The 12644-nt window shown below is 69.2% G+C and carries 11 protein-coding genes, 1 tRNA gene and 1 pseudogene; 8 read left to right on the top strand and 5 right to left on the bottom strand.

Annotated features, from left to right (window positions below; translation table 11 throughout):
* Positions 1-4 precede the first annotated feature (4 nt).
* Together JQX13_RS35925 and JQX13_RS35920 are read right to left on the bottom strand one after the other, a co-directional pair.
* A complete protein-coding gene (locus tag JQX13_RS35925) occupies positions 5-304 on the bottom strand; it encodes a hypothetical protein (RefSeq protein ID WP_239014056.1) in 300 nt (99 codons plus the stop codon).
* The gene (locus JQX13_RS35920) at positions 277-513 is read right to left on the bottom strand and encodes a hypothetical protein (RefSeq protein WP_203412635.1); all 237 of its coding nucleotides are present in this window, start codon (positions 511-513) and stop codon (positions 277-279) included. The genes JQX13_RS35925 and JQX13_RS35920 overlap by 28 nt, the downstream gene beginning before the upstream one ends.
* Positions 514-782: 269 nt before the next feature.
* On the opposite strand from JQX13_RS35920, the gene JQX13_RS35915 reads away from it, so the two are divergent.
* A tRNA-Sec gene (locus tag JQX13_RS35915) sits at positions 783-871 on the top strand.
* A 383-nt stretch (positions 872-1254) separates the two neighbouring features.
* On the opposite strand, the pseudogene JQX13_RS56565 reads toward JQX13_RS35915, so the two are convergent.
* Positions 1255-1496 (bottom strand): annotated as a pseudogene (locus tag JQX13_RS56565) (AHH domain-containing protein); the annotation flags it as partial.
* A 632-nt stretch (positions 1497-2128) separates the two neighbouring features.
* Here JQX13_RS56565 and grpE point away from each other — a divergent pair.
* The 5 genes from grpE (at position 2129) to JQX13_RS35890 (ending at position 8796) form a co-directional block, all read left to right on the top strand.
* Complete coding sequence (gene grpE, locus JQX13_RS35910) at positions 2129-2656, top strand: nucleotide exchange factor GrpE (RefSeq protein WP_203403953.1); 528 nt, start codon at positions 2129-2131, stop codon at positions 2654-2656.
* Positions 2653-4332 carry an Hsp70 family protein gene (locus JQX13_RS35905; RefSeq protein ID WP_203403952.1) on the top strand — a complete coding sequence of 560 codons (1680 nt, stop codon included), beginning with the start codon at positions 2653-2655 and terminating at the stop codon, positions 4330-4332. The genes grpE and JQX13_RS35905 overlap by 4 nt, the downstream gene beginning before the upstream one ends.
* A 3-nt stretch (positions 4333-4335) precedes the next feature.
* A complete protein-coding gene (locus JQX13_RS35900) occupies positions 4336-6327 on the top strand; it encodes a DUF6109 family natural product biosynthesis protein (RefSeq protein WP_203403951.1) in 1992 nt (663 codons plus the stop codon).
* Position 6328: 1 nt separating this feature from the next.
* A complete protein-coding gene (locus tag JQX13_RS35895) occupies positions 6329-6694 on the top strand; it encodes a J domain-containing protein (protein WP_203403950.1) in 366 nt (121 codons plus the stop codon).
* A gap of 305 nt (positions 6695-6999) precedes the next feature.
* Positions 7000-8796, top strand: coding sequence for a DUF7594 domain-containing protein (locus JQX13_RS35890; RefSeq protein ID WP_203403949.1), 1797 nt, complete (start codon positions 7000-7002; stop codon positions 8794-8796).
* Positions 8797-8874: 78 nt separating this feature from the next.
* On the opposite strand, the gene JQX13_RS35885 is transcribed toward JQX13_RS35890, so the two are convergent.
* Positions 8875-9219 (bottom strand): hydrogenase maturation nickel metallochaperone HypA, encoded by a 345-nt coding sequence (locus tag JQX13_RS35885; protein ID WP_203403948.1) that lies wholly within the window; start codon positions 9217-9219, stop codon positions 8875-8877.
* A gap of 281 nt (positions 9220-9500) precedes the next feature.
* Entirely contained in the window at positions 9501-10202 is a 702-nt protein-coding gene (locus JQX13_RS35880) for a DUF4386 family protein (protein WP_203403947.1), read from the bottom strand.
* Between the two features lie 295 nt (positions 10203-10497).
* On the opposite strand from JQX13_RS35880, the gene JQX13_RS55645 reads away from it, so the two are divergent.
* Complete coding sequence (locus JQX13_RS55645) at positions 10498-11790, top strand: GTPase family protein (protein WP_203403946.1); 1293 nt, start codon at positions 10498-10500, stop codon at positions 11788-11790.
* Positions 11791-11986: 196 nt separating this feature from the next.
* Positions 11987-12634, top strand: coding sequence for a TetR/AcrR family transcriptional regulator (locus JQX13_RS35870; protein WP_203403945.1), 648 nt, complete (start codon positions 11987-11989; stop codon positions 12632-12634).
* Positions 12635-12644: the final 10 nt, after the last annotated feature.

Genomic DNA, 12644 nt, shown 5'->3' with positions numbered 1-12644 from the left:
CAGCCTACGCCGCCCGCTGCTCGGCCCACGTCCCCGCGTGGGTCACCGCTCGGAGGGTCCGCTCGGCCAGCGGCTCGGCGCCGTCGACTGCTTCGAGCGCCAACACGGCGTCTTGGAGATCGGGCGCCAGCATGAGTAGGTAGAGGAGCTGCGTCACCCGCGCCCGCGTCAGCCCCAGCTTCCTCGCCACGGCGGCCCGGTCGGCGACGAGGCCCCGGTCAATGGCCCCTTGTAGGTGGTACGCCAGGGCGAGCATCCGGGCCACGTGCACCTTGGTCACCTTCGCGGGCAGTCGGAGTACCACTTCCGCAGCTCGTCGGCCACGTCCCTCTCGAACCTGCCGTCCAGCGTGCCGATCACGTCCATCCGCGTAACGAAGTCCCGGAAGTCGAGACGCCGGGAGACGTGCCCGAGTAGCACCGCGGCAAGGTTGTCGTGGAAGAGCGACGCCAGCTGCCGCTCCGCGCCCCTCACCCGCCCCGCCGCTCCTCGCACCCAAACCGGCTGGTTCATTTTCCCGCGCTTCTTCATGTTCAGCGACAGTTGTCCGATGACTGGAACGAGGTGGCGAAGATCGCGTCCGGCCAACGCCCTCCGATCGCCTACGCCCTGGTCTGGCTCTCGTCGCTCCTGCGCTTCATCGGCTCGAAGCTCGTCTCCTGATGGGACCTCGGGGACATGCAGCCGCCGCGAACCCAAATCGTACCCAAGATGAACGGACGCGGGTGGACCCCCACGGACGCTCCACCAGCCCCGCTCCAGAGGGAAGCCGACCACCACGAGGACCCCGCCGATCCGGGCGGCGGGGCTTCAAAACCGGTGGGGGGCATGGAGACATGTCCCCGGGAGGTTCGATTCCTCTGTCGTACCGTCCCTCTTTCCCTCTGAAAAGGTGAGCACTCGTTCCAGCAGGGTCGAGCAGAGTCGGCGGCAGTTCCCCGTCGTTTCCCCCGCCGCGCAGCGGCTTCGTTCAACAGGTGGCCCGCCACACGCGCTGCTGGGATGAGGGCAAGAGGCTCGAATGTGAGGAGCACCTGGCCGCCCTCGCCGCCCACGAGCGCCACGCCCACGAACTGCGCGGGCGCGACAGGCTGAGCCAGTCCTGCCCCAGCGCCGACGCCCTCGTCGCCGCGCTCGCCTCGCGCAACGTCCACCTGGCCGGCCACACCTCTCGCCCGCTCAAGCTGCTCGACGCCCATGGCCACCAGGCTCTCGAGGCCGCCCTGTCCACCGCGCTCTCTCCCGGTGCCATTGCGTCTTCTGCGTCAGTCGCACGTCGCGAGCGAACCGCTGGAAGGCCTGCTGGAACTCGGCCCTCGGTATTGGCACCGGCCGGGTGGTGACGGCACCGGGCTCCATGAAGTCCACGACGTACACGGTGGCGGACTCGAGCCGGGCTCCGGTGTGGCGGCCACCCGCTCCTTGGGGTCAGGCGGGGGCGTGAGCGAGTTGCGGCGGTAGCCCGCAAGGAGGCTGCCGTGTGGGGTGCCCGTGGACGCGAGGACTGACGGAGCACCCCACCGTATAGGGTGGGCCAGGGGAGAGACGCCCCAGGTGGTCCTTCAGAGGGAAGGCGAGTTCTGGTTGAAGGCCGGGGGTGAGCACCACCTCGAGGAAGAAGCCGGAGCAGGCTGCCCTGTTGGAAGTAGCCGCCAGTGAGAGGCCGGAGCGGCAGGAGACGAAGAGCAGTGCCCGCTACGCCTCGCCGAGACCGTTCCGGGAGTGGCAGCCGGAGCAGGGGCAGTTGCCGCCGCGGTATGCGGCTTCGCTCCGTCTCACTCTCAACAACAGACATCCTTTACCCGTACCCGCTCATGGGAGAGGGCTTTCCCAAGGGGGGATGGAAGCGAGGAGGAAGTACTGGACATGACGGGCGAGGTCATGTCATAGAGCCCCATAGGAGAAGTAGACCCCAGGAATGCCCATATCGAGAGAAGAATGGGAGACACATCCGCGCGAGCGGGAGGGGTCATCGCTCTGCGGCGAGCTGTTTGGCGCGGCCACGAGCGTTGGCGCGTGAGCTGAAGCTGCGGCTCCGATTCTGTTTTGTATGGAGCGCCGGTCGGAAACGACTGGCGTTGATTTGATGTTCACCTGGCTGAGACGCCTGTTCATTGGACGTTCAGGAGTGCCCGGACTCCCGGGGACCACACTACCTGCCGAGTCGCCTCCCACCTGGGGCACCCTGCTTCTGGATGCCGTCCAGAAGTCCTCCCGGGCCCAGGCCCGTTTGGCCCTCCATGTCGAGGATCTGGAGCGCAAGCTGGAAGGGGGACTCGCGGAGCTGAGGGGCTCGCTCTCTTCTCTCCGCGGCGCGACGTCTGGCAACTCTTCGGGGAGCGAGCCCCCCTGGGACGAGTTCCTGGATGCCCTGGATCTGCTCGAGGAGGCCTCCCGCGTCGCGGCGGATGAGGCGCTCGCATCGGGACTCATGGGAGTGGCGGCCCGGCTCGAGCGATTTCTGACCTCCTCCGGGATCACTCGCCTGACGTCCATCGGCCACATTCCCGACGGGCGCCTGTTCCGGATTGTAGGCACTCAGCCCCACCCCAGCTTCGCCGAGGGCGCCATTGCCCGCGTGGTTCGCGCCGCCGCCCTGCGGGGCGAGCACCTCATTCGCGAGGGCGAAGCCATCATCGTGAGGAATACCCCTTGAGCCATGTCTTTGGAATCGATCTCGGTACGACCAACTCCGTCATCGCCCACCTGGTGGAGGGCCGCCCGGTGGCCGTGTCCGTGGAAGGCAGTCGCATCGTCCCCTCGGTGGTCCTCTACGAGGACAATCGTGTCGTCGTGGGGCGAGAGGCGCGCAACCTCGAGTTGCTGAGGCCCGAGCGGTGCATCCGCTCGGTCAAGCGCAAGATGGGGACGCTCCACCGCTACTCCATCGCCGGGCGCGAGGTGTCTCCCGAGGAGGTCTCCGCCGAAATCCTGTCCGCGCTCAAGCAGGGAGCCGAGAAGGCCACCGGCGTCCCCGTGCGTGACGTGGTCATTACCGTGCCTGCCTACTTCGATGACGCCCAGCGCCGCGCAACCCTCGAGGCCGGCCAGCGCGCGGGGCTGCACGTGTTGCGGCTGCTCAATGAGCCCACCAGCGCCTCGCTCCTGTATGAGCACGTGCTGCATCCCGAGGCCCTCCGTGTGGCCGAGCCCGAGATCCTTCTCGTCTACGACCTGGGGGGCGGCACGTTCGACGTGTCGGTGCTCGAGGTGTTCCAGGGGGTGCGCGAGGTGCGCTCCACCGCGGGCAACACCCATCTGGGTGGGGACGACTTCGACGACAAGCTCGTTCAGCTCTTCCTCGAGGATCTCAAGAAGCAGGGCGTGGATCCTCGCGAGGACGTGCGGGCCATGGCGCGCCTGCGCCAGCTGGCCGAGGAGACGAAGATCCGTCTGTCCGCGGACGTTTCCGTGCATGTGAAGGAGGAATTCCTCACCCAGGCGCAAGGCAGGCCCATCCACCTCGAGTTGGAGGTGCGGCGGCGCGTCTTCGAGGAGCTCATCGAGCCGCTGCTCGAGTCCACCGTGGCCCTGACCCGCCAGGCCCTGGCGGAGGCCCGGCTCGAGGGGCAGTCGCTGTCCAAGATATGCCTGGTGGGAGGCTCGACGCGGATCCCTCGGGTCCGCCAGATGCTGGAGGAGGCCTTCGGAGTCGACATCCACGAGGAAGTGGATCCAGACCTGGCCGTGGGGCTGGGCGCGGCCATCCAGGCCGGCATGTTGTCCGGCGAGCCGGTGGGACGCATCCTCGTGGATGTGGCGTCGCATAGCCTGGGCATGCGCGTCATCGGAGAGGACGACCTCGGGAACGCCACGCCGGATACCTTCGCCCCGGTCCTCCGCCGCAACACGGTGTTGCCGACAACGAAGGTGGAGGAGTTCTACACCCTGGTGCCCGAGCAGAAGCTCGTCCAGGTGGAGGTGTTTCAGGGCGAGTCGCGCCGAGCCTCGGAGAACACGCGGGTGGGGGCCTTCGAGTTCCCACTCGAGCCCCGGCCCGCGAACTCACCGGTGCGGGTGGAGTTCGCCTACGATCTCAACGGGGTGGTGAAGGTATCCGTCAGCCAGCCCGGCACGACGAACGCCAAGACGGTGGCCCTCTCGGTGGCGGACGTGGGCAAGGCCCTCCCGGCCCTGGCGCCGGGGCAGAGCGCGGTGGAGCGCAAGGGGCACGCCCTGCTCGAGCGGCTCCCTCCCGAGCTCCACGCCGAGTTGAAGCGGCTTCTTGACCAGTACGCGCAGGCCCAGGGCGTGGCGCGCGAGCGCGCGGAGGAGGCGCTCCTGGATTTCTTCCTCAATCACGAACACGGGTCGGGACTCCCGGAGCCTTGAGCCATGGTGAAGCACGACCGCACCGGGCGCCAGCACCGCCAGTGGCTGGAGGAGGCCCGAAAGTACCAGAAGCGAGGGAACCTGGAGGGGATGCTGTCCGCGCTCCTGCGGCTGCCGCCGCCGCTGAGGGAGGAACTGCTCCCCAGCGGCGCCGCCCTCTTCCGGCAGGCCGTCCGGGAGCAGCACCGCCGCGGCTCCTGGGGGACGCTCAGCACCCTGGCCGTGCGCGTGGACGCCGAGCCCGGCCTGGTGGAGCGAGGCGCGGCTCCAGAGGAGGCCTGGGCCACGTACTGGCCACTGGTATGGGCGGCGGGCCGCACTCGCGACTGGGAGCGCGCGCGGCGGCTGTGGCAACCCCTCACCGACCCGGCGCGAGCGCATGCGCCCCTTCTGGCCGAGGCGATGGATGGATGGCTCTCCTCCGAGGGGAGCCCCGCTCCCGAGCTCATCGCCCCGGCGCTCGAGCGCCTGCCCCCGGTGGATTCGCGCCTGGGAATCGAGCCGACGAGCCAGCACGTCTCCCTGCCGCCGCCCCGCTCGCTGGAGGAGGTGGAAGGGGCGCTCCTCGCCCTGTACGCGCTTGAGCCCTTCCCCGTCTTCGCCAGCCGCGCCGAGGAGTGGGCACGAGCGGCACCCGCCGGGGTCTCTCGGGCGGTATGGGAGCTGGCGGGACAGCTGGCGGCGCGAGAGCTGTGGCTCCGGGCGGAGGGGGGCAAGGGGCACGACGCTCTCTCGGAGCCAGCCTCGCTGTTGGCCCGGGCGGTGCGAGAGGGAGGAGCCCCCGAGGCCCTCTCCGCTCCTACGTTGCAGGCGCTGCGGGTGGTAGCCGCGGGGCTTGCGCGGACGGTCGTCTCGCGCATCGAGGACGCCGAGCCCCTATGCACCCTGGCTCAGGCCGCGGCGATCCAACCGTCGGCCCGGTCCTGGGTGGTGCAGGCTGTGTCCGGGCTCCGCTTCAAGGGGGCGGCCCTGCCGCGGGCGCTGGGCCTCTACCAGGAATTGCTGGCCCGGATCGCGAACGCGCCCCTCTGGGCGCGGGCCTTCCTGGCCTGGTGCGAGCAGAACCCCGAGGCGCTAAACGCACCCGGGTGGCTCCAGGAGGGCTTGGGCCGGCTGGTCGCAACGGAGGCCTCTTCCCTGCTGTCCTGGCTGGGTGGAGCCGTGCCCTCCGAGCGTATGGGGTTGATCGAGTGCGTGGCCGCTACCTGCGCACCGGACCTGGTGGCGTCATGGGTGGACGTCTGCTGGGAGGGCGCGAACGAGGAGCTCCGGAGGGAGCTCAGCGAAGCCGTCCGTATCCTGCTGGACCGCAGTCGGATGAAGCAGGGAGGACGGGATTTGGAGCGGCTGCTGCGCGGCGTGCAGACCATGGAGGATGTAGAGCGGATGCTGCTGGGGGTGGAGGGGGCGCTGGAGCAGGTCTACTCCTCGATGAAGCTGACCGGGGACGGCCTGCGCATCTGGCGCCGGTTCGCTCCCAGGGTGCTGACCTACCAGGTGGGGTTCCTCGAGGAGGCGGTGCGCCATGCTTCCTCGGACGCCGAGGCATGGGATGCCGCCGTGCGGTACCTGGAGGCCCATCCTGGAAACACGGGGCATATCGAGGCGCTCCGAACGATGGAGGTGCTCGGTCGGGAGGCGCTCGCCAGGCGCATTCTGGAACGCTGGCTGGAGCGCCGCGCCGCCAATGTGCAGGCGCTCGCCGAGGCGGCGGTGGCCGCCGAGAGGATGAACACCCCTTGCAAGTACCTCCACCCGGTGCTGGAGGCCTTCATGCGGGCCCTGTCGGAGCAGTTACCCGCTCTCCATGCCCCGGTGGTGGAGCAGGCGCAGGCGTTGGCGCACGAGCATGGGTACCGGCCGCGCAAGCGCGGGGCTTCGCGGAAGAAGAAGGCCGCGAGCACCCCGGCGCGCCGCGCGTCACGTTCGAAGAAGGAGCCCGAGAGAAGCCCTCCGAAGGCTGTCTCTCCGGAGGAAGGGGAGGAGAGTAGCTGATATGACGCCCGAAGATCCGTTCGCCGTATTGGGGTTGGCGCCTACGATAGACCCGGTCGCCGTCAAGAGCGCCTACTTCGCCGCGCTGGCGCGGCACCCACCTCACCAGGATATGGAGGGATTCCAGCGGTTGCGCCGCGCCTACGAGGCGCTCACCCGACCGGGAGGCCTGGCGGTGGCATATCTGACCAGCCCCGTGGACGTGCAGAAGCTGGCCAGGGACGCGCGCGAGCGTTTCGATGCACCGCTCGAGAAGGCCGCCGTGGTGGCGCTGGCCGCGCGAAGGGAGGCGGAGACCGTGGCACGGTGGGTGGAGCGGTGCTCCCGGATGAGCTGGGATGAGGCACTCCGGGCTTTTGCCAGGTGATGCGACCTGCATTCAGCGCCCTCCAACCCGCCACGTCGCCATCGTGAAGGGGCTCGTCGATGCCCTCGGCGGACACCTCTGGGTCGAGAGCATTCCTGGAGTGGGGAGCACCTTCTTCTTCACGCTCCCCACCGCGAGCCGGCCGAGGAACATCCCTCTCATCACTGAGTAGCCTGCTTCCAATCCTCGGGAGCGCCGGTCCCCCCGAGTGCAGGTGCGCGTCCTGAAGGCCACACCTCGCCCGGGAACGCCCCCCCGGCACATGCGGTGCACGCTCACACGTGGCCTTTTTCGGAGGGTCTGGCATGGAGCGGAAATCCGGTTGGAGTGGGCGATGGGCGAGCGGGTTGATGGCATTGGCCCTGCTGACCCACTGTGGTGGAGACACGGCGGTGGAACCCCAGGGCAGCGCCACGACGCGCGCCGCCAGCGTGGAGGACCTGCAGCCACCCGTGCCCGAGTGCATGCCGCGCCTGGAATCCTTCTTGTCCGTCACCACGCCCTTCGAGGACGGCTTCGTCTCCCGGGACGCCCCGGACCAGAGCTTCGGCGGCGAGCCGGCGCTGCTGGTGGATGGCTCGCCCCGGTTGGAGTCCTACCTCAAGTTCTACGTCACCACCGAAAGCATGCGCGTGCGTGACGCGAAGCTGGAGCTCTCCGCCTTCGATCTCACGACGGATGGACCGGTGCTCTACCGTGTCAGCGACGAGTGGAACGAGGGCCTCACCTGGAACACGCGGCCGAGCCTCCTGGAGGGCCCGCTGGACGACCTGGGGGCGATCAACGCCGGCACCCGGGTCGCGTACGACGTGACGCGGGTGGTGACCTCGGAAGGCCTCTACAGCTTCGGCCTCATCCCCGAGTCGGGCAATGGCGTGGACTTCTACTCGCGGGAGGTGCTCCAGAGCGAGCTGATCCCGACCCTGCGCCTCACCCTGGAGACGCCCCTCTTCTGCTCCTACCGTGGAGTGGGAGGCGGCCTCACGCAGTGGGTGCGGCAGATCGGAGGCCTGGGCAGCGAGCGCCTCCATGCCCTGGCCACCGCGCCGGAGGGCGACTTCGTCGCGGCGGGTCTCTTCGGAGACGCGGCCTTCCCGGAAGGAGCGGGCCTCGCACTCGCGCGCTACACCGTGGAGGGCGTCTACCTCTGGAGCCGCGTGGTGGCCACCGAAGACGTCGAGGCGCGGGAGCTCACCCTCACGGGGCGCGGAGACATCCTCGTGGCGGGCAACTACGAGGGCACGCCGGACCTGGGAGCGGGGCGCCTTCCCTCCGTTACCGGGGAGGCAGTGGGAAGGGTGGGCCTCTTCATCGCCAGGTTCTCCCCCACGGGAGAAACCGTGTGGACCCGGGGCTTCGTGGCCACGGACGCCAGTGGCGCCCCCCTGCTGGTGAGCCCGCGGGCCGTGACGACCGACGCCGAGGGCAACTTCGTCGTCACCGGCAGCTTCCAGGGGCGGATGAACCTGGACGGGAACGTCCTCTCCTCGGGTCCCACGATCGATCCGAGCCTTGGACCGCCCTTGGCTGGCTTCCTGGCGAAATTCTCCGGAGACGACGGCCGGCACCTCTGGTCGAGGGCCTTCGAGGCCAGCGACACCTCCCGGACGACAGGAGGCGATGCCGTGGCCGCGGACACCGGGAACGAGCTCCTCGTCGCGGGCTGGGCGAGCCCCCGGACGGACCTCGGGGATGGGCCGCTCGGCGAGTACGCCCCGTTCATCGCCAGGTACAGCTCCTCGGGGAGCCTGCTGTGGAGGCGGGTGTTCAGCGGGGCCGAGGGAGGCATCACCGATGTGCGGCCCCAGGGCGAGGACAGGGTCGTCCTCATCGGTAATCTCGCGGGCGCCTTCACCTTCGCGGGCGAGACCTTCTCCAGTCCCCCGTTCCTGCCCAGCGGCTTTCTCGGCGCGCTCACCCGGACTGGAGCGGACCTCTGGATGCGGGAGCTCAACCAGCCCATCGAGGTCCCCTCGCTCCGCCCACAGCTCGCCGCCCTGCTCTCCCAGCGAGGCATGCCCCAACTCCTGCTGAGAATGGGCTACGGGCCCGAGGTGTACCCCAGCCCACGCCGGCCGGTGGAAGAGGTCCTCCTCTCCTGAAGCCCCGGCGGAGCAAGTTCAATCCCTCCAAGCTATCGCATCCACCAACCACGGATTGCCAGGAGCCATGGACTCCACCTACTCCTCCACTTCGATGGAGGTAACGGCGAGCCCCGTCTCCCCGAGTGCCTCCCCCTCGGTGCTCCCACACTCCGGACACAGCAGGAGGTGGTAATCGGGAGCGTAGGTATCGCCACAGGCCCGGCAGCGCGCCACCACGTGGATGAGGTCCAACAGGAGCCGGGCTCCTTCCGCGCTCGTGCCCCGGGCGTGGGCGGAGAAATGGAAGGACAGGCTCTCGGCGGACAGGGACCCGGTCTCCGCCACCCAGCCCCGCACCACGCGAACACGAGAGGCGCCCTCGGTGACGGCACGCTGGAGGACGGTCTCGAGCACCTGACGGGCAAGTGTGGACTCATGCATGGCTACGCTCCTTGTTGGGATGGCGCCGTCCCGCAGGGCCTCGAATCCCTCCACGGACAGAGAGGAAGCGTTGCCGCTCGGCTTCCGGTGGAGCGACCTCGGGCATACGGCCTCCTGGAGCAGAGGACACGGGGACGCGGCTCGCCAGCCTATGGCACCAGCCACGAGCGCTCGCGAGCGAGGGGGCCCGGCTCGTCATCCGGAGAACGCTCGCGGCCCCTCGCTTTCCCTATCGGACGTCCGCCTCGGCCTTGAGGGCAGGTGGGAGTACCTCTCGAGGCCTACCTCACCTCAGCGACCCCGTGGGCGCCGCGCCCAAGCTGGAAGAGCCTCTGGGCAATCAATACCAGCCATATCCACATCGGGACCAGGGAGACGAGCGAGAAGATGACACCCGCCTTCCCCGCGGAGGCTGGCACCAGACTGAGCACGCCGAACACCAGTCCGACGTAGCCCGTCACCCGGCCGAACACCTGGCTCCGCAACATGGCGGTCGAGGTGAGCAATGTGGCGATGGCGCCCAGCACGTAGCTCACGTTGAACGCGCTCCCCTGCTTCCAGCTCGTGACCATCACATGGCCCGCGGCCAGGAGCGCCCCCCTCTGCGCCTCCGTGGTCGCCGCGGCGTATTGCTTGCTCAGGGAGAGCATCTCGAACGCCGTATTCGAGCCGAGGTATGTCGTTATCGCCACGAACTCCAGGGTGACTGCGAGGGTCGTGAGGGATGGACTCGCATCTCGAAGCGCGGCGTAGAGGGCGAGATAGATGAGGGCCATGAGGACATTGCCGACCATCAGCAGGACGTCCATGTCAATGAGCCCGATGAGGCCGTGGGACTGGAAGAGCGCGAACCAGTCGAGCACCGTGCTCGGTGGCGGCCAGAGCACGTAGAGGACGATCTGGATCGGAACGAGCACGAGCACGGCGACGTTCGCCGCCGCCCCCACCCTGAAGAGGGGCCTCCAGGAGTCGTCCATGCTCATGTCGTTCCACCGCTCCCCGCCCCTCCGCCGCCCGCTCAGCGGTGGAAGTAGCCGTCCGACAAGGTCCGCAAGAAGGCGATGATAGCGCGCTCCTCCTCGACGGTGAGACCGAGATTACCCAGCTCCTCGGTGTTGACGTTCAGCCCGACCTCGGGCCAGGGCTCGCACGAGAGGCCCCCCGAGGCCTCCCCAGCCCCTGGCGCCCTGAGTGCTGTCCCTCCAAGAACCTTCGTCGTCTGAAGCCAGGGGGGAACTCGCTCCCCCCGTGTGCTATGGCCCACTCCGAGGAGGACCCATGGCCGCCCCGCATGAACCCACGTTCCAGGAGATCTCCGAGACCGTCCGCCGCCTCGAGGAGATGCTCGACCGCGTCCCGGATCCCCTCGCCCGGGACATCCGCCAGAAGATCTCCCACCTGCGCGCCCTGCTGCTCGAACAGCGCTCGCCCCAGTTGGTCCTCGTGGGCCGCCGCGGCGCCGGCAAGTCCTCCCTCATCAACGCACTCTTCGGCACCCGCGTCGCCGAGGTCGGCCACGTCAAGGCCCAGACCGGACAGGGCCGCTGGTTCGACGTCCAGGGTGAGCTCGGCACCCTCTCCATCCTCGACACCCGCGGCATCCAGGAGGGATCCCTCCCCGAACAGGCCGACGAAGCGGAGACCCCCCTCGACTCCATCCTCACCGAGGTCCGCCGCAAGGCCCCCGACGCCCTCCTCTTCCTCATCAAGGCCACCGAGGTCGATGCCGCCATCGACGCCGACCTGGACGTGCTCGCTCAAATCGTCTCCGCCGTCGAGCAGGCCCACGGCATGCGCCCTCCCCTCATCGGCGTCGCCACGCACTGCGACCTGCTCGAGCCCAAGCGCACCGACCTCCACCTCTCCGACGTGCAGGACCCCACCGAGCTCCAGGAGAAGCTCCGCCACGTCGAGGCCGTCGAGCGCCAGCTCCGCGAGAAGCTCCGCTCCCGTGACGAGCTGCGCGGCGAGCTCGTCAACGTGATCGGCGTCTCCACCTACCTGTCCTGGCGTCAGGACGGCAGCATCCGCTCGGACGAGCGATGGAGGCTGGGCGAGCTCGCCCAGATGCTGTTTCGCGAGCTTCCCGAGCAGGGCCGGCTCGTCCTCGCCCGCGTAACGCGCGTGCGCGCCCTCCAGGAAGAGCTCGCCTCCTCCCTCACCCGCGCCATGGCCTCCGTCTGCATGGGCTTCGCCGTCGTGCCCATCCCCATCGCGGACATCATCCCCATCACCTCCGCCCAGGTGAGCCTCATCGCCGGTATCGCGTGGATCTCCGGCCGACAGCTCGACCTCGAGGCCGCCGCCGAGTTCCTCCCCGCCCTGGGCGTCAACGTCGGCGCCGCCTTCGCCTTTCGCGAGGCCGCTCGCGCCCTCGTGAAGTTCGTCTTCCCCGGTGCCGGCAATGTCGTCTCCGGCGCCGTCGCCTTCGCCGGCACCCTCGCCCTCGGCACCGCCGCCCGCGCCTACTTCCTCCGCGGCGCCTCCGCCGAGGAGGCCCAGCGCCTCTTCGTGGCCACCCGCGCCTCCGCCGAGACCCACCCCGACCCCACCCTCCCCGACGAGATCTGAGCACGGGCCTCCGGACCCTGGGAGCCACGGAAGCCACGGGTCCGGGCACCGGCTCACATCCTCTCACCCCGTCCCTCTCCCAGGGGGAGAGGGGTGGGTGGGTTGCTCGTCTCCTTTCCCTCTGGGAACGGAGTCCGACATTCTGGTGAGTGAGCACTCACTTTCTTTTTGGATAAGACGGCATTACACTTCGCTCATGCCTGACTCATCCCCGGGCTCCGAGGCGGCGCCTCGCGTCCGACGCACCCAGCAGGAACGGCGGGACGCCACCCGCCTCAAGCTGCTCGACGCCACCGTCGAGTGCCTGGTGGAGCTCGGTCATGCGGGGACGACCACCCTCGCGATCGCCCAGCGCGCGGGCATCTCCCACGGAGCCCTGTTCAAGCACTTTCCCACCAAGGCCGTGCTGCTCGGCGCCGCCGTCGAGCATCTCTTCCCCCGCCTCATCTCCGAGTACCGCGCGGAAATCGACGCGGCGCCCGCTCCCGTGGGGGACCGCGTCGTCCAGGCCATCGAGCGGCTGTGGTCCATCTACCAGCGCCCCGAGTTGCTCGCCGCCATCGAGTTGTATGTCGCCGCGCGCACCGATCCCGAGCTGGCCTCGGCCCTGAGCACCGTGGACCCGCCGCACCGCCGGCATCTCCACCGCGTCGCCCGCGAGCTCTTCCCCGACGTCGCCTCCACCCACCCCGACTTCGACGCCATCATCGAGCTCATCCTCAACGCCGTGCAGGGTGCCGCCGTCGGCGGTGTGGCGCTGCCCGCCAATCCCGATCACCGGCAGATGCTCGCGCTGCTCGTCCGGTTCGCCCGCGGCTCCTTCTCCACCCCACCCCAACCCTAGGGAGCCGCAC

This window comes from Archangium violaceum (genome assembly GCF_016859125.1).
Taxonomy (GTDB): Bacteria; Myxococcota; Myxococcia; order Myxococcales; family Myxococcaceae; genus Archangium; species Archangium violaceum_A.
Note: the sequence above shows the minus strand (reverse complement) of the source record. Positions and strands in the feature narration are given on the sequence as shown.

Excerpts from the sequence above, each read along its gene's own strand:
- JQX13_RS35920 (WP_203412635.1), bottom strand. The coding sequence starts at position 513 with ATGAACCAGCCGGTTTGGGTGCGAGGAGCGGCGGGGCGGGTGAGGGGC.
- JQX13_RS35900 (WP_203403951.1), top strand. The coding sequence starts at position 4,336 with ATGGTGAAGCACGACCGCACCGGGCGCCAGCACCGCCAGTGGCTGGAG.
- JQX13_RS35895 (WP_203403950.1), top strand. The coding sequence starts at position 6,329 with ATGACGCCCGAAGATCCGTTCGCCGTATTGGGGTTGGCGCCTACGATA.
- JQX13_RS35890 (WP_203403949.1), top strand. The coding sequence starts at position 7,000 with ATGGAGCGGAAATCCGGTTGGAGTGGGCGATGGGCGAGCGGGTTGATG.
- JQX13_RS35885 (WP_203403948.1), bottom strand. The coding sequence starts at position 9,219 with ATGCATGAGTCCACACTTGCCCGTCAGGTGCTCGAGACCGTCCTCCAG.
- JQX13_RS35880 (WP_203403947.1), bottom strand. The coding sequence starts at position 10,202 with ATGAGCATGGACGACTCCTGGAGGCCCCTCTTCAGGGTGGGGGCGGCG.
- JQX13_RS55645 (WP_203403946.1), top strand. The coding sequence starts at position 10,498 with ATGGCCGCCCCGCATGAACCCACGTTCCAGGAGATCTCCGAGACCGTC.
- JQX13_RS35870 (WP_203403945.1), top strand. The coding sequence starts at position 11,987 with ATGCCTGACTCATCCCCGGGCTCCGAGGCGGCGCCTCGCGTCCGACGC.